General features: G+C 35.0%; 22 protein-coding genes. 12 read left to right on the plus strand and 10 right to left on the minus strand.

The window, feature by feature from the left end; translation table 11 throughout:
• Both VB248_RS01100 and VB248_RS01105 read right to left on the minus strand, forming a co-directional pair.
• Entirely contained in the window at positions 1–753 is a 753-nt protein-coding gene (locus tag VB248_RS01100; protein WP_323294885.1) for a LytR/AlgR family response regulator transcription factor, read from the minus strand.
• A gap of 107 nt (positions 754–860) precedes the next feature.
• Positions 861–1889: a sensor histidine kinase gene (locus VB248_RS01105; RefSeq protein WP_323294886.1), complete on the minus strand. Its 1029-nt coding sequence runs from the start codon at positions 1887–1889 to the stop codon at positions 861–863.
• Positions 1890–2199: 310 nt separating this feature from the next.
• On the opposite strand from VB248_RS01105, the gene VB248_RS01110 reads away from it, so the two are divergent.
• The 3 genes from VB248_RS01110 to VB248_RS01120 all read left to right on the plus strand — a co-directional run bounded on the left by VB248_RS01110 (position 2200) and on the right by VB248_RS01120 (position 6313).
• On the plus strand, positions 2200–4728 hold the full coding sequence (locus VB248_RS01110; protein WP_323294887.1) for an outer membrane beta-barrel family protein: 2529 nt from the start codon (positions 2200–2202) through the stop codon (positions 4726–4728).
• 52 nt (positions 4729–4780) lie between these two features.
• Positions 4781–5347, plus strand: a complete 567-nt coding sequence (locus VB248_RS01115) for a YceI family protein (RefSeq protein WP_323294888.1) — start codon at positions 4781–4783, stop codon at positions 5345–5347.
• 147 nt (positions 5348–5494) lie between these two features.
• Positions 5495–6313, plus strand: a complete 819-nt coding sequence (locus VB248_RS01120) for a DUF4405 domain-containing protein (protein WP_323294889.1) — start codon at positions 5495–5497, stop codon at positions 6311–6313.
• Positions 6314–6366: 53 nt separating this feature from the next.
• On the opposite strand, the gene VB248_RS01125 is transcribed toward VB248_RS01120, so the two are convergent.
• Complete coding sequence (locus VB248_RS01125) at positions 6367–7080, minus strand: NUDIX hydrolase (protein ID WP_323294890.1); 714 nt, start codon at positions 7078–7080, stop codon at positions 6367–6369.
• 694 nt (positions 7081–7774) lie between these two features.
• Here VB248_RS01125 and VB248_RS01130 point away from each other — a divergent pair.
• Complete coding sequence (locus VB248_RS01130; RefSeq protein WP_323294891.1) at positions 7775–8704, plus strand: sugar phosphate isomerase/epimerase family protein; 930 nt, start codon at positions 7775–7777, stop codon at positions 8702–8704.
• A 98-nt stretch (positions 8705–8802) separates the two neighbouring features.
• Here VB248_RS01130 and darG read toward each other — a convergent pair whose 3' ends face one another.
• Together darG and darT are read right to left on the minus strand one after the other, a co-directional pair.
• Positions 8803–9840 carry a type II toxin-antitoxin system antitoxin DNA ADP-ribosyl glycohydrolase DarG gene (gene darG / locus VB248_RS01135; protein WP_323294892.1) on the minus strand — a complete coding sequence of 346 codons (1038 nt, stop codon included), beginning with the start codon at positions 9838–9840 and terminating at the stop codon, positions 8803–8805.
• A 9-nt stretch (positions 9841–9849) separates the two neighbouring features.
• Positions 9850–10551: a type II toxin-antitoxin system toxin DNA ADP-ribosyl transferase DarT gene (gene darT, locus VB248_RS01140; protein WP_323294893.1), complete on the minus strand. Its 702-nt coding sequence runs from the start codon at positions 10549–10551 to the stop codon at positions 9850–9852.
• 270 nt (positions 10552–10821) lie between these two features.
• Between darT and VB248_RS01145 the strand changes: the two genes are divergently transcribed.
• Positions 10822–12057 (plus strand): 3-phosphoshikimate 1-carboxyvinyltransferase, encoded by a 1236-nt coding sequence (locus VB248_RS01145; RefSeq protein ID WP_323294894.1) that lies wholly within the window; start codon positions 10822–10824, stop codon positions 12055–12057.
• 48 nt (positions 12058–12105) lie between these two features.
• Here the strand turns inward: VB248_RS01145 and VB248_RS01150 are convergent, their stop codons facing one another.
• From VB248_RS01150 to VB248_RS01160, 3 genes are all read right to left on the minus strand, one after another.
• The gene (locus VB248_RS01150) at positions 12106–12819 is read right to left on the minus strand and encodes a glycosyltransferase family 2 protein (protein ID WP_323294895.1); all 714 of its coding nucleotides are present in this window, start codon (positions 12817–12819) and stop codon (positions 12106–12108) included.
• A 5-nt stretch (positions 12820–12824) separates the two neighbouring features.
• Entirely contained in the window at positions 12825–14159 is a 1335-nt protein-coding gene (locus tag VB248_RS01155) for a hypothetical protein (protein ID WP_323294896.1), read from the minus strand.
• Positions 14160–14479: 320 nt separating this feature from the next.
• The gene (locus VB248_RS01160) at positions 14480–14647 is read right to left on the minus strand and encodes a DUF5522 domain-containing protein (RefSeq protein ID WP_323294897.1); all 168 of its coding nucleotides are present in this window, start codon (positions 14645–14647) and stop codon (positions 14480–14482) included.
• 87 nt (positions 14648–14734) lie between these two features.
• Here VB248_RS01160 and VB248_RS01165 point away from each other — a divergent pair, with 87 nt between their 5' ends.
• Together VB248_RS01165 and rocD are read left to right on the plus strand one after the other, a co-directional pair.
• The gene (locus VB248_RS01165; RefSeq protein WP_323294898.1) at positions 14735–14905 is read left to right on the plus strand and encodes a hypothetical protein; all 171 of its coding nucleotides are present in this window, start codon (positions 14735–14737) and stop codon (positions 14903–14905) included.
• A gap of 85 nt (positions 14906–14990) precedes the next feature.
• Entirely contained in the window at positions 14991–16238 is a 1248-nt protein-coding gene (gene rocD / locus VB248_RS01170) for an ornithine--oxo-acid transaminase (protein WP_323294899.1), read from the plus strand.
• A gap of 38 nt (positions 16239–16276) precedes the next feature.
• Here rocD and VB248_RS01175 read toward each other — a convergent pair whose 3' ends face one another.
• Entirely contained in the window at positions 16277–16846 is a 570-nt protein-coding gene (locus VB248_RS01175; protein ID WP_323294900.1) for a Crp/Fnr family transcriptional regulator, read from the minus strand.
• Between the two features lie 213 nt (positions 16847–17059).
• Here VB248_RS01175 and VB248_RS01180 point away from each other — a divergent pair, with 213 nt between their 5' ends.
• A complete protein-coding gene (locus VB248_RS01180; RefSeq protein WP_323294901.1) occupies positions 17060–17353 on the plus strand; it encodes a YciI family protein in 294 nt (97 codons plus the stop codon).
• A 3-nt stretch (positions 17354–17356) separates the two neighbouring features.
• Here VB248_RS01180 and VB248_RS01185 read toward each other — a convergent pair whose 3' ends face one another.
• Positions 17357–18109 carry a glycosyltransferase family 2 protein gene (locus tag VB248_RS01185; protein ID WP_323294902.1) on the minus strand — a complete coding sequence of 251 codons (753 nt, stop codon included), beginning with the start codon at positions 18107–18109 and terminating at the stop codon, positions 17357–17359.
• Between the two features lie 682 nt (positions 18110–18791).
• On the opposite strand from VB248_RS01185, the gene rplC reads away from it, so the two are divergent.
• From rplC to rplB, 4 genes are all read left to right on the plus strand, one after another.
• A complete protein-coding gene (gene rplC, locus VB248_RS01190; RefSeq protein ID WP_323294903.1) occupies positions 18792–19409 on the plus strand; it encodes a 50S ribosomal protein L3 in 618 nt (205 codons plus the stop codon).
• Between the two features lie 122 nt (positions 19410–19531).
• Positions 19532–20161 (plus strand): 50S ribosomal protein L4, encoded by a 630-nt coding sequence (gene rplD / locus VB248_RS01195; RefSeq protein WP_323294904.1) that lies wholly within the window; start codon positions 19532–19534, stop codon positions 20159–20161.
• Between the two features lie 85 nt (positions 20162–20246).
• The gene (rplW, locus tag VB248_RS01200; RefSeq protein ID WP_323294905.1) at positions 20247–20534 is read left to right on the plus strand and encodes a 50S ribosomal protein L23; all 288 of its coding nucleotides are present in this window, start codon (positions 20247–20249) and stop codon (positions 20532–20534) included.
• A 118-nt stretch (positions 20535–20652) separates the two neighbouring features.
• Complete coding sequence (gene rplB, locus VB248_RS01205) at positions 20653–21480, plus strand: 50S ribosomal protein L2 (RefSeq protein WP_323294906.1); 828 nt, start codon at positions 20653–20655, stop codon at positions 21478–21480.
• The last annotated feature ends 4 nt before the right edge of the window (positions 21481–21484 follow it).

The raw sequence follows: 21484 nt of genomic DNA on the forward strand, positions 1-21484 counted from the left end.
TTATCTTTCAATAAACTCCTTAAATGCCTTTCTATAAGTATCCGAAATCGGTAGAAATACTTTGCCGATTTGTACTTTTTCTCGGTGAACAGATTCTATCCATTCCAAGGCTACGATATAGGAATTATGAATTCTGATGAATTGTGTTTCGGGCAATTGTGCTTCCAACGCTTTCAAGGTTTGTAAAGCCACTACTTTTTGTTGCGTAGTATAAATGGTTACGTAATCTTTCAAACCTTCAATATACATAATTTCTGAAAGACGGATTTTTACCAATTTTGTCCCATCTTTTACAAAAATAAATGCCTGCGTAGCGTCGGGCTGATTAACGATTACTTCTTTTATAATTTTTTCTTGAATCACTGGAGCTTGTGGCTGTGGCTCAGGATTAGAAGTATTCAACCGCAAGGAAGCTTTTTCAACTGACTTCAAGAATCTTTCAAAAGTGATGGGTTTTAATAAATAATCCAATACATCTAATTCATAACCCTCAATAGCATACTCTGAATATGCCGTTGTAAGAATAATTAAAGGCTTTTTCTGTAAAATTTTTAGCAAAGTAATACCTGTAATTTCGGGCATTTGAATATCCGAAAAAAGTATATCAACAGTATTTTCTCTGAGAAAATCCAAGGCTTTTAATGGGTCAGAAAAGGACTGTACTAATTGCAAGTACGGTACTTTCTGCACATAAGTTTCCATTAAACTACGAGCCAAAGGTTCATCTTCAACAATGATACAAGTATGAGACATATTTATTAATTGTGAGTGAGTGATTATTTTAATTGTGATTGAGCGAATTGCGAATTAATGAGTAATGTTTTATAGAAATCACTAATTCACTCAATCACAATTCACAATTAAATTACAAGCGTTAGTTTTACTTTATAATCCGTTTCTCCGTCTTCTACGTCCAATTGGTACTTGTTGGCGTAGCTTAAATCTAATCTTCGGCTAACATTTCTTAAACCAATGCCAGACTTTTCATGGATTGAGGACTTCAATTTACTGTTTTCTACGGTATAAATCAACGACTGGTTACTCACAGCTAATTTTACAGAAATATAAGCGTTGGTAGAATTGTTACTTACGCCATGTTTGAAAGCATTTTCAAGAAAAGTAATCAGAATCAAAGGTACAATTTGAGCCTGTGTAATGTTGCCTTCGATTTCAAAACTAATGGGAATTTGATTATTCAAACGTAGTTTTTCAAGACTAATATAGTTTTCGATGTACTCGATTTCTTTACTTAGCAACACCTTCGCATGATTGGAGTCATAAATCATATAACGCATCATTTGCGATAATTTGGCAATTACTTCCGTCGTATTGGGCGAATTGGTAAAAGCCAAGTAATACAAATTATTTAAAGTATTAAACAAAAAATGTGGGTTGATTTGTGCTTTCAAGAAAGTAAGTTCAGCCGTTAGTTTTTCATTTTCTACTTCTTTTCGCTTGGCTTCAAGCTCCAACCAGTCTTCGGCAAACTTCAACATTCCTACAAAAATGACAATGAAAATTGTACTAACGGAATGTTGAACAACAAATTTACTGCTATAAAAATAGCCAATATGTTCACTTTCAGACATTTGGTGTCTTTTTACAAACACATAAATAGTGATTAATACAGCGAAAATTGGAAGATAGCCAAATAAGTAAGCGATGACATTTTTGTTTTTAAGAAAACGAGGAAGAAAAATAAAATAATTGATATAAGCCGCCATCGCTACGCAACCGACATGAAGAATAGAAGTAATTAATGCTTCCATTAAGTCAGCTTCTTCGCCTGGGCGAGCAAAACTTACTTGGTAGTAGAAGAACGAGAAGTAAACACACCAAAAGGAAAGGTGTATCAGAAGGACTCTGTTCCGTTGAATGAAAGTTTGCATATTTTAAAGAGATAATAAATAATTTGGTATTTGGTTAAATCAAATTTCAGCAAAAAATCTAATAAATACTCTGCCTTACTTTCTAAATAGCTCTAAATCATTTCTGTATTAGATAAATGCTCTTGTTGGGCCGTTATTTGGGTGAAAAAAAACGACTGTTCGGTAATATCGTGGAGATTGCCGAATGGTCGAATAGCTTTCCTTGATTATCTATTCTAAATATTAATCTCAAATTATTGCTTTTGATTTGTACAAGTTTTTAGCAAAGCAACCAATAAGATTATTATTAACAGTCAAAATATTTAGAATTATGAAAAATATCCTCAACCTTATCGCTTTAATTCTCCTCACGGGGAAAATGGCATTTGCACAATTCCCCGGAGGACCACCACAGGGCGGAGATGGCAATGGAAGAAGCCGTTCAAACGCACAACAAGCTCCAAGTTTTGAAATCAATACGCCAAAAGGAAATTCTAAAATTTCAGGATACGTTATTGACTCAAGTGCTACACTTGCTGTTGAATATGCCAATATTTCTTTAATTAATAAAACTACCAAAAAGCCAGTTGATGGAACAATTGCCGACGATAAAGGTAAGTTCTCAATGACAAAAGTGGCAGTTGGCGATTATAAATTGGTGATTTCGTTCATCGGTTTTGAAACAAAAACAATTGATAATATCAAAGTAGAAAAAGGGAAAGACATTGATTTGGGCGTGATAAAATTAGCTACCATTTCAACAATGCTTGACGGCGTAACTGTAACTGCCGAAAAAGCTTTAATTGAAGAAAAAGTGGATCGTTTGGTTTATAATGCCGAAAAAGATATGCTTGCCAAAGGTGGTGATGCCGCAGATGTTTTGAAAAAAGTACCAATGCTTTCGGTAGATTTAGATGGAAACGTTTCGTTGAGAGGAACTACTAATATTAAAGTATTGATTAACAACAAACCTTCAACCATTGTAGCAAGCAGTATTGCAGATGCCTTGAAGATGATTCCTGCGGATTTGATTAAAACAGTAGAAGTAATTACTTCGCCCTCAGCCAAATACGATGCTGAAGGTTCGGCTGGGATTATCAATATTATTACCAAGAAATCTACCATCGAAGGCTTGACATTGAGTATTGATTCGGGCGTTGGTTTACGTGCATCAAACTTGGGCTTGAACGGTAGCTACCGTAGCGGAAAATTGGGCGTTACTTTGGGTGGATTCGGAAGAGTATTTTATAATAAAGCAAGTACAATTTTAGACCAAACGACTATAAAAAATGGTATTTCACAATTGACGAACCAAACTTCTGATGCCAAAGACAATGGTTTATTCGGAAGATACAACTTGGGCTTCGATTATGAAATTTCTAAGAAACAGTCTTTGAATGCTTCAATTGCTTTTGGTACTCGTAATTTAGAACGTAACCAAGACTACATCACAAAATCATTTACAAATTCTGTACTTTCTTCAACAGGTTATAGAAATGTAGATAGCAAAGATTTATCCAATTCAATAGACATCAACGTTGATTATATTCATACTTTCAAGCCTCAACAAGAGTGGTCGATTTCTACACAGTATAGCCAAAACAATTTAACCAATAATTTTGATGCGAATATCTTGAACGGTGCAAGCGAATTATTGAGTCGCCAGAAAAACTTGAATGGTAATACCAACCGAGAAATAACCGTACAAACCGATTATACAACGCCTATTAAACAAAACCAAATTTTTGAAGTAGGGGTGAAAAGCATCACTCGCCAAGTAGATAGCGACTATCAATATTTATTCGCAGGAAGTACAGGCGGATATAGCACAGATGCTACAAACCCATCGGGATACTTGAATTACAAACAGTATATTTCATCGGGTTATGTCTCTTATACTTATTCAACGGCAAACAAATATACTTTCAAAGTGGGTACTCGTTATGAATACACAACGATTGATGCCACAACAAATAAAAGTTCGATAGCGATACCATCTTACGGTAATTTAGTGCCAAGCATAAATATCTCAAAAAGCTTAGGAAATGCTACCTTGAAATTGGCTTATAATAACAGAATTCAGCGTCCAGGTTTACAACAATTGAACCCTAATTATAATGCTTCAAACTCTCAGAATATTTCAATTGGTAACCCAAGTTTGAAGCCAGAAGTTACCAACAATGTAGAGTTGAGTTTGAGTAAAAATATCAATCGTTCTTACTTGAATTTATCACTTTTCGGTCGCCAAACGAATAATTCAATCGTTCGTTTGAGTACGCCTTCTGATACTTTACCTGGTGCGATTATCACTACTTATCAAAACATCGGAAAGCAACAAACCTTTGGTGGTAACTTATTCGGAAGTACTTCTATCACACCTAAATGGACAATCAACGGAGGCGTAGATTTGTATTACAGTTACTTAAATGGACAAACTTTAGACGCCAACGGAGCTTATGTAATGACCAGTAATTCGGGAGTAACCTTCAGCGGTCGTTTATCGTCACAATTACAATTGCCAAATGGCTGGGGACTCCAAGCTTTCGGGGGATACAGAGGAAATCAAGTACAATTACAAGGTTCACAAATCGGTACAGGGATGTATTCTTTGGGTGTAAAGAAAGACATCAACAACAAAAAAGGAAGTATTGGTTTAGCCGCAGAAAACTTTTTCGGAGGTATGACAATGACTTCAACACTTAATTCTGCACAGTTTAGCCAGAAAAGTGTGAACAATATTTACAACCAAAACATCAAATTAACGTTCAGTTACAAGATTGGTAACATGAAATTCGTTGAGCAGAAGAAATCTAAGTCTGTAAAAAATGATGATGTGAAGGCAGGTGAATCGAATAACTAAAAAAAAAGCGTATTTTCAATCAAATTTCTCACAATAAAATCACTCAAATCAAATGAAAAAAATCGTAATTTTGCTTTCGTGTTTGGTAGTTTCAGTTGCCTCTTATGCTCAACAATGGAAAGTTGACAAAGCTCACTCAAAAGTTGGATTTACAGTAACGCACTTAATGTTGTCTGAAGTAGATGGTAACTTCAAAAATTTTGATGCTACTATTACTTCTTCTAAAGATGATTTCACTGATGCTGTCTTTGAAATTTCGGCAGATATAAGTAGCGTTAGTACAGACAACGAAATGAGAGACGGACACTTGAAAAAAGCAGATATGTTTGATGCTGAAAAGTTTCCAAAGTTCACTTTCAAGAGTACGTCAATTACAAAATTAGATGGCAAAAAATATAAGTTAGCAGGCAACCTTACGTTAAAAGGTGTAACTAAGCCAGTAACTTTTGACTTGACATTGAACGGTGTTGGTAAAAACATGAGAACTCAGAAACCAATCGCTGGATTCAAATTATCAGGAACTATCAAACGTACAGACTTCGGTGTAGGTGGAATGCCAGACGCAGTAGTAAGCGAAGAGGTTGAAGTAAGAGCCGTAGGTGAATTCGGAAAAGAATAAGATATACACAAACAAAAACACACGTAAAATTGTGTTTTTGATTGAAAAAAGAAAGGCTTGCTGTTTTACGGCAAGCCTGTTCTATAAATAAGGCTTCATATTGAAAAACTGACCATTATTTCCTTCCATTTATAGCTGTTACCCAACATGAAAAATAAGAATATTATTAGCTTAACTATTGGTTTCGCTTTTTTAAGTATTGCCGTTACGGGTATTTTATTGTACATCAAGCAAAAATCTCATGCTGCCGAAATTACTCATACCGTTTTTGGGTTGATTTTTATAGGTTTTGCTATTTTCCATATTATGAATAACTGGTCGTCGATTACTGGTTACAGTAAGGAACGTAAATCAGGAAAAATTCAGAAAGAACTGATTGTAGCGGCTTCTATTTTTGTAGTGATTTTGATTGGTGGTGTAACGGAAGTGTTAGAACCAGTTGCCGAAGCTGGACGAGTATTTGCTAAACCAAGACCCAAAAGACCAGAAGCACTTTCGTTTGAAGAAGTAAAAACAAATCAAGAAACGAAAGGAAGTGCTTTGAAAATCTTAGTGGAAAAAAGCAAAGAAACAGAATTGCCAGTTATAACTGCTTGGGTTGAAGATTCAGCAAGAAATTTTGTAGATAACATTTTTGTTCCTGCTAAAATTGCCAATATGCCCGAAAACGAAGAAGAAGCTCGTGAAGGGCATTTTGATATTGCCGATTTTAATCCTTCTACAATTGAAGCTTGGCAAAGTAAGGCTAAGGTAAAAACGGCCAACTTTGAAAAAGAAACACCCCACGAAAACTTTGTTCTGAAAACCAATACCAATGCCAAAGGTACTTATTTTATAGTATTGGCTGTGAAGAGTAAAGACAAAACTGAACTTTACGAAGCAGCAATCAATCCTTCAAAAGGAGAAGTATTTAAACTGAAATCAAAAGAGAATACTTTATTGAGTAGTGTGTTGGTAGAGTTATAAATGATGGTATTTTTCACCGTTATAAGAAATACTTATAACGGTGAAAACCTTTTCTAAGAATTTCCCGTAAAACGATATAAGTACGGAGCTTTGTTGGCAGCCCCCGTCATTTTTTTATCTAATCTTTCCAAAATTCCCAAACTTAGCATTTTCCGCTGGAAGTTCGTTCTCAGTAATTTTGTATCCAAAACGGTTTCGTAAAGATTTTGTAAATCATTCATCGTAAAAACCTCTGGGAGTAAATTAAAGCCAATCAATTTTTCATCCAGAAAAAAACGAAGAGTTGATAACGCTTTTTTTACCATTTCAGAGTGGTCGTAGATTAAAGTCGGAATTGTGTCAATATCGTACCACTCACAAGTATTTGAAAGTGCGTCAGGGCTTGGCGTGGCTTTGGTGAAGTCAATCAAAGCATAATAGCCAATTGATAAAAAACGCTTCATCAAATAATGGTCTGGACTCAACTCTTTTCCGTCAACAGCAAGCATCAATGCCTTTAGTACTTCGTTACTTCTTCTATTTTTATCGCCAAAAACATAAAACTGTTCTAAATAAATATTGGTTAATCCTGTTCTTTCTTCTAAGATTCTTTGAGCCGCTTCATCTAAATTTTCATTTTCTTTAATGAACCCACCCGGTACTGCAAACCAATCTGTATTCTTAAAATTGAGCAATAATATTTTTAATTGACTATCGTGGAACCCAAATATGACGCAGTCAATCGAAATTCCGGGGAGATAGTCATACGAACGGTCGATGTTACTCATATGATATGTTTAAGGAAGATGTTTAAGTAAATTTTTGCTTAAATGTAAACAAAAATTTGGTAACATAAAAAGGATTAATTATTATTGTATCGAATTGATACAATAGTTTTTTTTCTATTTTATCTAAAAATATAAATATAGAAAGATGTAAATCCTTTCATTATCATTTCAAAATGATTTTTTAACCTACAATTTGTAAGAATAAAAGGCATGAAGTTCAACCACTTATTATAAGATTTGCTGTGGTGTTTTCTGAAGATATTTTGTTTTGAAAACCTGATTTTTGGGCTTTTAAGACTTTAAAAAATTGAAGTACAACTATAAATAAATACAGACGCAAACTTGGCCGCCGACAAGTTGAGTCTAATCGGCTTAACAAAGTATTTTTTCAACTCTTTCAATATAATTTTTCTTAAATTTTATGCGAAAACCTCTGCCAAATGCCAAAGTATTTATGAGATATACCTTTTGATAAAACATTAAAAATATTCAGATTCAATGTTTGAATAAATTCAAAGAATCATCAAGAATAGAACTTAATGAAAAAGATATATCCCAAAACTTGGCTTTGGCAGAGGTAAATCTCAGTTAGTCGTTAGTGATTGATAAATAGAAGTGAATAGTTAGAAACGATTTACATTTACCTAATCACTAATCTTCTAATGATTCAAACAGGGAATAACCTAAAATAACTATGCAAAACAGAAGAGATTTTCTTAAAAACACAGGAGCTTTGGCAATGGGTGGGATGCTTTTACCTAATTTATCAGAGGCATTCGGAACAAAACTAAGCCCCAAGAATTTTGGAGTACAGCTATTTACAACAATGTCGATTATCGACAAAGACGTAACAGGTACGCTGAAACAAATTGCTGATATTGGTTATAAAGAAATAGAGTCAGCTTTTAGTTTACAAGGTGGTTATTACGGGATGAAGCCCAAAGAATTTGCCAAAGTAGTAAGTGATTTAGGAATGTCTTGGCAAGCACATCACGTAATGGGTGCGCCATTCAGAATGCCAGCTCCAAAACCGGGAGCACCAGCTAATCCGAATGCTGAGATGTTGAAAAAGATGCCTCCAATGAAATCATTGATGAACGATACGCAACAAGTAGTAGATGAAGTAGCGGAAGGCGGAGCAAAATATTTAGTGTGTGCAAGTATCCCTGTAAAAACCTCTGAAGACATCAAATCTTCTTTAGAAATTCTCCAAAAAGCTGGAGAGGCTTGTAAAAAAGCAGGACTTACTTTTGTTTTTCACAACCACACCGCAGAATTTGAAAAAGTAGATGGACAATTGCCATTTGATATTTTCACTTCACAAATTAGTGCAGACTTGTTGAAATTTGAATTGGATTTAGCTTGGGCAACCAAAGCAGGAGTAAATATCCCAGAATTATTTGCCAAGCACCCCGGTCGTTTCCCATTATTCCATGTGAAGGACTTAAATAAAGAAACGCTATTGCCAGTAGAAGTAGGCACGGGCATTGTAGATTTTAAGGCAATTTTTGCATCGGCAAAAACAGCAGGCGTAAAACACCTTTTTGTAGAACAAGATGGAGCTCCTTCGCCAATCAATAACCTGACAACAAGTTTTGGAAATTTGAAGAAAATTACGGCTTAATAGCCATGACAATACAAAACTCCCCATGAAGTAAAGTACATTTACTGATGGGGAGTTTTTGTGTTTTATAGCTATCCTTGAGTATTGGTAAAATATAATCAACAATTACTTTGATATAATTGTTGAAGATGTTTGATAGAAATACTGATATACTTGGGATTTGAAAATAAACTTCGTTTTCTATCACTCCACTCTTCTAACTTTTGAATGATGGTAGTTTCATCAAAAGTATTTTGTTTAGTAATAATGAAATCTATTGATGAGAGTTGCTCAAGAGCAAAGTCAGAATAAAAGCCTTCTAAAAACTCAGTAGTTTTTAGAGCAATTGTCAGAAGCTCTTGATTACTCTCTACGTATTTCCGAATGGCATCATATCCGTCTCCAACCAAAGTGATGGGTTCAAAAGGTTTTTTACTCATATCACTATATCCCATTAAATAACTACCATTTAGGGCATTGAGTACGAATCTTACTTTTCCAGAATAAGGGCCGTAAAATTTAGGTTCAAAATCAAGTTTAAAGTATTTTTTTGCTCCAAATCTTTGTAGAAAATAGCATATTTTCTCACTTGAAAATTCAGATACGTACTCACCATTTTTTACCAAATCAAATAATACATACAGTAGTAAAGCCCTTGCATCGGTAAGTTTTGCTCTTTCTTTGGCTAATTGTTCTTTAATTTCACTGGTGGGTTCATATACAAAAATGTCTGTATCAAGATGATTTAATTTTTGTTCAATAATTCTCTTGACTTTTTCCCATTTAAGACCACCATTTCCTGCTCCGAGCGGAGGTATAGCAATACTCTTGATTTGATAATTTTTGATGACACTAATCAGGTCGTCTAAGCCCTCTTCTACAAAACTATATTCAGAAGGTTTTCTCCAGTCGTCTTTAGTAGGAAAATTAATGATTATTTTTTCACCAGTACTTAAACTATTATCTTGAGTAACAAACAATTTTCCGATAGCAATTTTATCGTTTTTGCAAGCATCAACATATTGCTTAAAATTGTTTGGGAATGCCTTTTTAAACTGCAATGCAATCCCCTTTCCCATAACCCCCTGTGTGTTTACGGTATTAACTAAAGCGGCTGCATCGCTTTCCAATATATTGCCAATGATATACTTTGTCATGTTTTTCTTTTAAAAATAAGCATTGGGAATTATTTTAATCTTTGTTTCTTCAATTCCAAAAGCGATTAACTTTTGTTTCGCTACTTCGTTGTAGCATCCAAAACCTACTAAAAGATTGGGGGCTAAATCTTCTGCCAACAGAAATTCAGCTTGTTTTTTTCTTTTGATATTCAAATTATCATGTCCTCCCCAATAAGAAGCTTTTATTGCTTGCCAGTCTATCAAATTTGATAAATCCCTAATTTTACTTTTGTCATAAAACGTTGTAAAATTATCAGTTGCGTGTCCATCTGAAAAATAGTATTCATAATTAGCATCAATAATACTTTTTACTGAACTTACTAAATAAACGATATTTTCAGGTGATGTTGCTTTGTCAACAAAGTTGCCACCGTTTTGAATTACGTAAAGCATTGGCATTTTTATTCCAAAGTAAAAAGGAATAAAATCGCCTAAAGTAATTGTTTGACTGTTGTATTCGTTGCCATTATTAACATTGATATTTTTTCTACTTCTTGTATCAATCAAGCTTTTATCGCCAATGGAAATAAAGTTAGGATTGGCATTTGGTGAGTTTTTGTGCGTAATTCCATATTGTAGAATATGAGGGACATTCTCGATATGGGTAATTCTATATATTTTAATCTGCTCAAGTTCCATTAACGCTTTCAATCTGCTAAGTTCATAGAGAGAAACTACTTCAACTATCAATTTACAAATATCCTTGTTTTTAGCAAAAAATATAAATGTTTTACTAAACCAGTATGTTTTGACTGTATAATTTCACGAAGGACTTAATTGTAAAAAGAACTTTTGCTTGATTTTGTTGACCCTAATTTATAGATACATCAGTTGAAACCAAAGCTTTCAAAACCAATTTCGAGCTTTTTCACTTATCTTTGTAGTCCAAAATCTCAAAAAAGAATCAGTGAGTAATTTGTCGGTGAATTTATCATCCGAATTCAAAATCGAAATCATACATTGAAAAAGCTATTCCTTCCCAAAGTACAGAAATCTTTCCAAACGGAAATACCTTTGCCTTCTTCTAAGTCTGAATCAAACCGTGCTTTGATTATCAATGCTTTAGCAAAAGGGAAAGATAATTTGTCGAATCTTGCAGAAGCTCGTGATACCCAAACTATGATGCGTCTATTGGCTTCTGATGATGCCGTAGCGGATGTGATTGACGCTGGTACTACCATGCGTTTTTTAACAGCTTACTTTGCCGTAACTGGACAGAAAAAAACAATGACAGGTACGCCAAGAATGTGCGAACGCCCGATTGGTATTTTGGTTGATGCTCTTCGCTCTTTAGGTGCGGATATTGACTATCTGAACAAAGAAGGTTATCCACCTTTACAACTGAATGGTTTTCAATTTGCGGGAAATAAAAACTTGTCTATCAGAGGTGACGTTTCTTCTCAGTACATTTCTGCTATTTTGATGATTGCTCCTTTGTTGCCCGAAGGCTTGGTACTTACCATTACAGGTGAGTTGGGTTCAAAACCATATATCGAAATGACGATTCAGCAAATGAAAAGTTTCGGTATTACTGTAACGCCCGATTGGGACAATATGACTATCACTGTACCAGCACAACAATATGAAGTAATTCCTTACGCTATCGAATCTGATTGGTCGGGGGCAAGTTATTGGTTTGCCATTGTAGCTCTTTCTGAGTTTGCAGATGTTGAGTTGGAATTGTTGGGCTTGAAAGAAAATTCGCTTCAAGGCGATTCTGTGATTACCGACATCATGAGTCACTTAGGCGTAAAGTCTGAATATACAGGTAGAGGTTTTAAATTAACCAAAATTCCTGCTGATACTGCTTTGGCTTGGGACTTTACCAATTGTCCAGATTTAGCTCAAACAGTTTGTGTAGTAGCGGCGGCTAAAAATATTCCTCTTACTTTAACGGGCATAGAATCATTAAAAGTAAAAGAAACCGACAGAGTATATGCTTTGCAAACGGAGTTAGCAAAAATCGGTGGAAGTTTGGTAGAAGTTGAGAAAAATCATAAGTACTTATTAACAGCCAATGGCGAGGCAATCAAAGCAGATACTGCAATTCATACCTACGACGACCACCGTATGGCTATGGCATTTGCTCCGCTGGCATTGGTTTCAGACATTACCATCGAAGAACCCGATGTTGTTGTAAAATCATATCCTTCTTTCTGGAAACACTTAGCTAAAATCGTTACGATTGAGGCATAATAAAAAGGCTGTCCTTAAACTTTAAGGACAGCCTTTTTATTTCAATGATTAAAGCCCAAGTAAGCCGTACTTAATCATACAAAAGATAGCTCTAAAGCCATCTTTCCAGTTGATTTTTTTCCCTTCTTCATAAGTCCTTCCGTAGTACGAAATCCCCACTTCATAAATTCTTATTTTAGGAATTCTGGCAATTTTGGCAGTAATTTCTGGTTCAAAACCAAATCTTTTCTCTTTTAGCTCAATTCCTTGAATAATACTTGTTCTAAAAAGTTTATAGCAAGTTTCCATATCCGAAAGGTTCAGATTGGTAAAAGCATTTGAAATAAAAGTGAGTAATTTATTGCCGATAGAGTGGAAGAAGAACAACATACGATGCGGTTTTCCGCCCATAAATCTCGAACCATAAACCACATCAGCGTGTCCGTCAACAACCAATTTAAGTAATAAATTGTATTCGTGAGGATTGTACTCCAAATCAGCATCTTGAATGATTAGGAAATCGCCCGTAGCTTTGCTAATACCTTTATGAATCGCCGCCCCTTTGCCTTGATTTACTTCTTGTTTGAAATATTGGATTTCAAGATGTGGGTAATCTTTTCTAAAATCTTCGATAACTGCGGCTGTTTTATCTACCGAACAGTCATCAATAATAATAATTTCTTTACCAACATTATCAATCAAGACTACACTTTCTATTACTTTCAAAATTTGAAAAATAGTTTTCTCTTCATTATAGGCTGGTATAATAATGCTTAATTTCATTTAGGTTATCTGCTTAAAAGATTAGTAACGATTGGAGGTATTTCAGTTAATTTTTTAATAAATAATGACCAGTTCCATACGTCGTCGGTAATATTACACCAGCAATTATTAAAGCCAAGCATCAACTTGAGCGTGTAAAATACTGATAGAATAGAAAAGGCAAAGATAATATTTCTATTAATAAATCCAGACAAGTACGAAATCATAAATAAACCCGTAATGATAAACAGAGGTAAATGTTCGGTAAAAGTTCTATAACCAAACGAACAGCCCAAAGTATAGCACCACCACGAACCGTACATATACGAAAACACCATTAAAATCAGCAAAATAAGTACATTGTTGATTTTATCGGTTAATGTTTTAATTTTCAAAAAATAACAAAGCGGAATAAATAACAAAGGACTGTAAAGTAATAAACCACAACTTGGTGATAAAAATACCTCAGCAATAAATGGGTTTTTTAGATACAGAAAAGATTCGTTTGGATAAGATTCAGCAATGAAAGAACCAAATATAAAACGATTGTACAAGGCTTGAGGAATATAAGCAATGATGCAAAAAAGAATTGTTGGAATAATAATTTGCTTAATCAAGGCTACCTTCTCAGAAACGTATTCGGCAAGAGTATCGTATTTTTTGAAAGTAAAAAGTACCAAAAAAGGAAAAATAACCAAATTGTTCATCCTAATAATAAACATTAGGGCGATACTGAGTGAAATCAATAAAAAGTATTTTCTCGTTTTTGCCGTAGATTCATAATGATACAAACTATACATAAACAAACTATTGGCAAAAAAAGCAAAAATATGATACATCCCCGAAGCGATGATGGTATAATAAAATATATTAGTACCTACACAACAGATAACAAACCAAGCTAAACGCATTTTAAAAGAAAAATGCTTTGAAAGTATGTTGTTTAATAAAGATAAACTTAGGAGCAAGTAAAAAACAGCTGCGATATTGCTGGCATACCTATACGGAAGCGATAATCCGTCTTTTTCATTAGCTAAAGCATGGGCAATCAACCAAAATGGCGACATCAATAAAGCCGTTCCATACTGATACTTGGTAAAGATTTTTTCATTTTTTATCGAAAAACCTCCCATAATGTCCAATTTATCTTTAAATTTTTGAGGCATTTTTTTTGCAGAAAAATCATACAAGAAAAAGCCTGAAAGATAAATGGCATGCCCCCCTTGGTCGCTACAAAGTACCGACCTCGAATCGTAAAAATTTAGCTTTGAATGATAAAACGTAGCAACAAACGACAAAACAAAAAAAGAAGTAATAACAAAAAAAAGAGGGAATGACTTAGAAGAAAATATTGCTTTCATCAATGTATAATTTGTTTTGTCTTGTTTATAGAAAATTCTTTCTGAAAACAATCTACCGAGGTCATGATTTGAATTTATCCGAAAAGTCTTAGAAAGACTTTAATTAATGATAGAAGCTGTAAAAAAGCGATTTGAAATTCGAATTGTGTCGTAAAGATAGTTGATAGTACCCTAAATACTTTTAAAGCGAAGTTATTTTTTAGGAATCAGCCGAGAAGCCTCTGTAAAACAAGAGCTGGTTTACAGGAAAAACTTATATTGAAAATGAAGAGTTTGAATATCATTGAAATTCAGTAGCCAAAGTGCTAACGCATTTTACACTACTGAATTTTGAATCCATAAGGACAGTGTTTGCAGCCATTTTTACAACAATAACCTCTTTTTAGATGATAAGTACTTGTAAAGACCATAAACCCTTTATCATCAATATAATAATCTTCGGGCAAAAGCCCATGTTTGTTGTTATCTTTCTCTTGTTTCTTGCCCATAGCTATTTAACCTCCAATTTTGAAAAATGTTCATTTTTGTATAATTTTGGTTAATTATCACGCTCATAATCAATCCTTCGATTATCCATGAACGAACTATTTTTTAAACATCAACGCAATACAATACTTTTAGAAAAAAGTATCAGTAGTCGTGTGTTTACAACGGCTTCGCTCTACGGGCATTTCTGTAAAATTCACCGAATCCTTTCTGTCTTTGTACAAATCTTGTACGTGATTGGTCTGTATGGTCTATATTAAGTAGTCGCTGCTTTTTTGACATTACAACATCATCAACTATAATTCTTGACAGCCTTTGTCATCATTTTATTATATTCAATTTCCAATGACAGAATTAAATTTTGCCACTGCATCGGCATCTGAAAAAGCCATGCAGCTTGAAGACCGTTTCGGAGCTCATAATTATCATCCAATGCCTGTGGTACTCCAAAAAGGAGAAGGCGTTTTTGTATGGGATGTAGAAAATAAAAAGTACTTTGATTTTCTTTCGGCTTACAGTGCCGTCAATCAAGGACATTGTCATCCTAAAATTATCAATGCACTGGTAGCTCAAGCACAAAATCTAACGCTTACTTCTCGTGCTTTTTATAGCGACCAATTAGGAATCTGTGAGAAGTTTCTTTGCGAGTACTTTGGCTACGACAAAGTACTGATGATGAACTCAGGAGCAGAAGGAGGGGAGACCGCTCTAAAACTTACTCGTAAATGGGCTTATAAAGTAAAAGGTATTCCGCAAAACCAAGCAAAAACGGTTTATGCCGCAGGGAATTTCTGGGGACGTACCATTGCGGCGATTTCTTCATCGACTGACCCATCGAGTTATTCAGATTATGGCCCGCTTTTACAAGGTTATGAAATTATACCTTATAACGATTTAGATGCACTGGCGGAGGTTTTGAAAGACCCTAACGTAGCTGGGTTTATGGTAGAGCCTATTCAAGGAGAAGCAGGAGTAGTTGTACCTGACGAAGGATACTTGAAAAAAGCCTACGAAATGTGTCGTGAAAAAAATGTACTCTTCATCGCCGACGAAGTACAAACAGGCATCGGGCGTACAGGTAAGCGTTTGGCTTGCGACCATGAAGGGTTTTTACCAGATATTCTTATTCTTGGAAAAGCACTTTCGGGAGGTACTTATCCTGTTTCAGCCGTTTTGTGTAGAGACGAAATTATGCTAACCATCAAGCCCGGCGAACATGGTTCTACTTATGGGGGCAATCCTTTGGCTTGTGCCGTTACTGTGGCAGCTTTGTCGGTAATCAAGGACGAAAAATTAGCAGAAAATGCAGATACAATCGGTGTGATTTTCCGTGAAAGAATGAATCAATTAATCGAAAAACGACCAGATTTGATTAGATTGGTAAGAGGAAAAGGTTTGTTGAATGCTATTGAGATAAACACCGATGAAGAAAGTGAAATCGCTTGGAATCTTTGTGTTGCTTTCAAAGAAAATGGTTTATTAGCCAAGCCAACACATGGCAATAAAATTAGATTTGCTCCGCCTTTAGTGATTACAGCAGAGCAAATGAACGAAGCCTGCGATATTATCGAAAACGTAGTATTGAATTGGTAAAAACTTTTATTGAAGTCTCACTAAGCAATTGGTGAGACTTATTTTATTTCTCTTCTTAAACGACTCAGCGACTGAGGAGTAATACCCAAATAATTCGCCAAATAAATCTGTGGCGTTCTTCTGATAAGTTCAGGTTTTGATTTCACCAAACTTTCATAACGCTCACGGGCAGTTTCAGAAATAAAAGAACGAACACGTAACTCTTGTTGAACAGTATAAGCTTCAAAGAAAACTCTTCCCAAACGCTCCCACTTTTTAGAATGTTGAAACAAATAATCTAAATCTACTTTCGAAATCATACAGATGTCACAATCTTCGATAGCCTGAATGTAATCTAAACTTGGCAAACCCATAGAATAACAGGCCGTACTGGTAAGTATCTGATTCTCGAAAGTCAAACCAAAGGTTATTTCAGTGTTCTTCTTAACAAAATAAGAACGTAACATTCCTTTATTAACAAACATGACATCGGCATTAAACTCTCCTTTTTTAACCCAGAAATCTCCCTTTTTCAAAGTAATTTCCTTAAAAAGAGGTTGAGCTAAATCAATATCTTCTTCAGTGAAGTCAACGTGTTTTTTTATAAAGTCTATTAAATGTTGTTTCATTCTAAAAATGAATTAAGTGTTATTTGATTTTTTTAACAAACAATAAAGAGGTTTCTCTGTGTATTATTGATGAAGTTGGAAAACGAATCCTAAAGCTTATTTCAAATTAACTGTTTGTTAGGCAATCTTCAGAAATTATTTCTTTGGCTTTCGCCGAAACTGCTAACTTTGACTATTAATTTCCCATAAAGTCACAAAAAGCTAATCTAAAAAATGAAACAATATGTAATTTATGCTTTTGATGCAACAGACGAAAATGCACTTAATCGCCGAATGGCGGCTCGTCCATTGCATTTAGAAACAGTAAAACAGCTTAAACAAAATGGTAATTTCTTAATTGGCGGTGCAATCTTAAATTCATCCGAGCAGATGATAGGTTCAACAATGATTGTACAATTTGAAGATGAGGCTTCTTTTCAAGACTGGTTTAGCAACGACCCATACAATACTATGGGTGTTTGGGAAAAAGTAGAAATTAATCCATTCAGAGTAGCAACAATAGAATGATGTTTAATCAGCCTTTTTAAATAATTGGACAATCTTAGAAAGTGGTTTCATCCACAAAGTGTACCATCTTGGGCGTAACCCGTTGATTTTCCACGCTTTTCTATCTTCCATATTAGCACGATAACGATGTTTGAGCGAGGCAGTACTTGTTCCTCCGTTTCGCATCGTCATTAGAGTAATGGGTAAGTATTGTACCGACAAATGATTTTTGTAGAGCATTCGGAGCATCAACTCATAGTCGCCCGAACAAGTAAAATCAGTTTTGAAGTAACCATACTTTTCAAAAGCTTCCTTTTTTACATAAAAGCATGGGTGTGGGGGCATCCATCCTTTTAGCCAGTTGGCGTATTGATATTCTCCAGCTTTCCAAAAACGCACGATTGTATGAATATCTTCTGGATTAATAAATTGTATATCTCCATAAACCGCCTCAGTATTGAATTGTAAAAAAGTTTTTACCACATTACTGATAACTTGACTGTTGGGGTAAAAATCATCACTTCCTATTGTACCAATTATTTCACCTGTTGCTATCTTAACGCCTTTGTTCATGGCGTCATAAATTCCTTTATCAGGTTCTGAGATAAACTTGATTTTATTTTGAAATGTTTTTAATATTTCAACAGTCTCGTCTTTCGAGTTACCGTCTATTACGATATATTCAATATCGGAGTAATCTTGGGCTAAAACACTCTCAATCGTCTGACGAATCGTTTTTGCACTATTAAAAGAAACGGTAATGATAGAAACTTTCATTGAAAATACATTTTTGTCGGGCTACAAAGATAGAAAAGTATTTCTTTGTTCCTTTAGTGTATTTATTGCCTTTTCAGAAAAATCAAAGAGCGTAGTACGTATATCATTGAATACTTGAAGGAATTACGTAAAATCGAAGCTTTAAGATGCTAAGTTGAAAGAAATTTTTAAAATATTTATTTACGCTAAAAAAAAGTAAATATTTTTTTTATAACTCATTGTAATTCAAAAAGAATCCTCTAATTTTGCAGTCCGATTAAGAGACAACGTTTTCTTTGTTTTTATATGGGTTGGCAGAACTCAATAAAAAAATACGAAAATAGGCAAAACGAATTACTCTTTCTCGCTATTGCCGCAAGTTTACTTGCAACCGTGTCAGAACTGATATTGTATTACAACACTGAATGCCCAGTCTGTAATTAGAATATTAAGCTACACAAGAAACGTTTCGTTTTTCAACGTTTACGGTTATCGTTTTAACCGTTTCTTCGTCTGCATACGCACATCTCTTGTAGCTTATCCTTTAGTTTCTTTCACAAATTTTATTTCGTGAATTAATTTGTATAGATTTTGTTTATACCAAATAAAATTCCGACCTTTGCAGTCCGTTTTACGTTCCCGTTTGGGGTCTAAGCGTAAGTCGTTCATTCACAATCAATTATTAACGTTTTATTCTAATAAAATGTCTGGAATTATCGGAAAGAAAATCGGTATGACCAGCCTCTACAACGCCGACGGTTCTGCTGTCGCTTGTACGCTGATTGAAGCCGGTCCTTGTGTAGTAACGCAAGTAAAAACAGTAGAAAAAGAAGGTTATAACGCCATTCAATTGGGTTATGGCGAGAAAAAAGAGAAGCATACAACTCAGCCGCTCTTAGGTCACTTCAAAAAAGCAGGAACTACTCCAAAGAAAAAACTCGTAGAGTTTAAGTCTTTTGAAAATGAACTTTCACTTGGTGAAGTAATTACCGCAGAATTATTCGTAGAAGGCGATTTCGTCGATGCAATCGGAACTTCTAAAGGTAAAGGTTTCCAAGGGGTTGTTAAGCGTCATGGTTTTGGTGGTGTAGGAGGTCAAACTCACGGTCAGCACAACAGAGGTCGTCACCCAGGTTCAATTGGTGCTTGTTCATTCCCATCTCGTGTATTTAAAGGTATTCGCATGGCAGGCCGTACAGGTGGTAATCGTGTAAAAGTTCAAAACTTACAAGTATTGAAAGTTTATGCAGAGAAAAACCTAATCGTAGTGTCTGGTTCAATCCCAGGAGCGAAAAACTCTTACGTAATCCTTGAAAAATAGTGTCAATTTGAAGATTTGAAAATGTGCTAATTTGAAAATGACATTTCATGACAAGTTAGGAAATTAAGATAAGTTTTATTTCAAATTTTCAAATAATCAAATTTTCAAATTAAGAAGAAATAATGGAATTATCAGTTTTAAACATAAAAGGCGAAGATACAGGCAAAAAGGTAATTCTTTCTGACGAAATCTTTGGCATCGAGCCAAACGAACACGTAGTTTGGTTAGACGTGAAGCAGTTCTTGGCAAATCAGCGTCAGGGAACTCACAAATCAAAACCAAGAGCAGAAGTAGCTCGTTCAACTCGCAAGCTTAAAAAGCAAAAAGGTACAGGTGGTGCTCGTGCAGGTTCAGCTAAATCTCCATTGATGAAAGGTGGTGGTCGTATTTTCGGTCCAGTTCCAAGAGATTACTCTTTCAAAGTAAACAAGAAAGTGAAATCTTTAGCTCGTCAATCAGCTTATGCTGCTAAAGTACAGTCAGGTTCAGTAACAGTGTTAGAAGGATTCTCTTTTGAAGCACCAAAAACTAAATCTTACTTAGCATTATTAAACGCATTGTCTTTAAATGATACTAAGACATTGTTAATCTTGCCAGAAGAAAATCAAAATGTTTATTTGTCAGGTCGTAATCTTCCAAAAACGAAAATTGCTACAACAGGACAAATCAATACTTATGATTTAGTAAACGCATCAAAATTGCTTATTGTAGAAGGAGCAATTTCAAAAATCGAATCATCTTTTAGTAATTAGTTATTAGTTAATTGTTATTCGTTATCCGTATGAAAAACGTTTAGCAGATAACAAATAGCGAGTAATAAATAACGAAAATAAGAAAATGAGCATTATCAAAAGACCAATTCTTACTGAGAAATCTCAGGACTTACAGAAAGGCGGTCAGTACGTTTTCGAAGTAGCAAACAAGACAAACAAAATCGAGATTGCGAAAGAAATCAAGAAAATGTACGGTGTTGAAGTTACGGCTGTAAACACACTTCGCCAATTTGGTAAGAAGAAATCAAGAAGTACAAGAACTAAAGTTACTTCTGGAGTTACTTCAACATTCAAAAAGGCAATCGTAACTATCGCTAAAGGTGAAGTTATCGATTTCTATGATGGAATTTAAATTATAATTTGAATTAAGCTAATTTGAATATCTGGAACTCGATTTCATTTTCAAGTTATCCAATTTCAAATTACTTAACTATGGGAGTTCATCCCGATAAATTGAACAAAGCACAGAAATGGCAGCTACTAGAAAATTAAAACCAACAAGTCCGGGTTCACGCCACAGGATTGCTGCGACTTTTGAAGACATAACCGCTTCAAGACCGTACAAGCCTTTGTTAGCCCCAGTAAAAAGAACAGGTGGTCGTAATGCAGATGGACACCGTGCCATGCGTTATATCGGTGGAGGTCACAAACGTCGTTATCGTTTAGTTGATTTCTTCCGTAATAAATTCGATGTTGAAGCAACAGTTTTAACAGTAGAATACGATCCAAACCGTACAGCTCGTATCGCTCTTATTGAATATACAGACGGCGAAAAAGCGTACATCATTGCTCCAGCAGGAATTACAGTTGGGCAAAAAGTAATCTCAAGTGCTACAGCAGCACCAGAAGTAGGTAACACTATTCCATTAGCGAATATCCCAACAGGTACAATTGTTCACGCAATTGAACTTCGCCCAGGTGGTGGTGCAGAGATGGCTCGTTCTGCGGGTACTTATGCACAGTTGTTAGCTCGTGATAGCAAATATGCTACGTTGAAATTGCCTTCAGGCGAGATGCGTATGGTATTGTCAAGATGTTTAGCTACAGTAGGTTCGGTATCTAACAGTGACCACATGAATACCGTAATGGGTAAAGCAGGTCGTCATCGTTGGTTAGGTCGCCGTCCAAGAGTTCGTGGTGTAGTTATGAACCCAGTCGATCACCCAATGGGTGGTGGTGAGGGTCGCTCATCAGGAGGTCACCCTCGTTCACGTAAAGGTTTATTAGCGAAAGGTAAGAAAACTCGTACGCCGAAGAAACAATCAAATCGTCTAATCATCAGTAGAAAGAAAAAATAGGTAG

The sequence above is a fragment of the Arcicella rigui genome, from assembly GCF_034929435.1.
GTDB lineage: Bacteria > Bacteroidota > Bacteroidia > Cytophagales > Spirosomataceae > Arcicella > Arcicella rigui.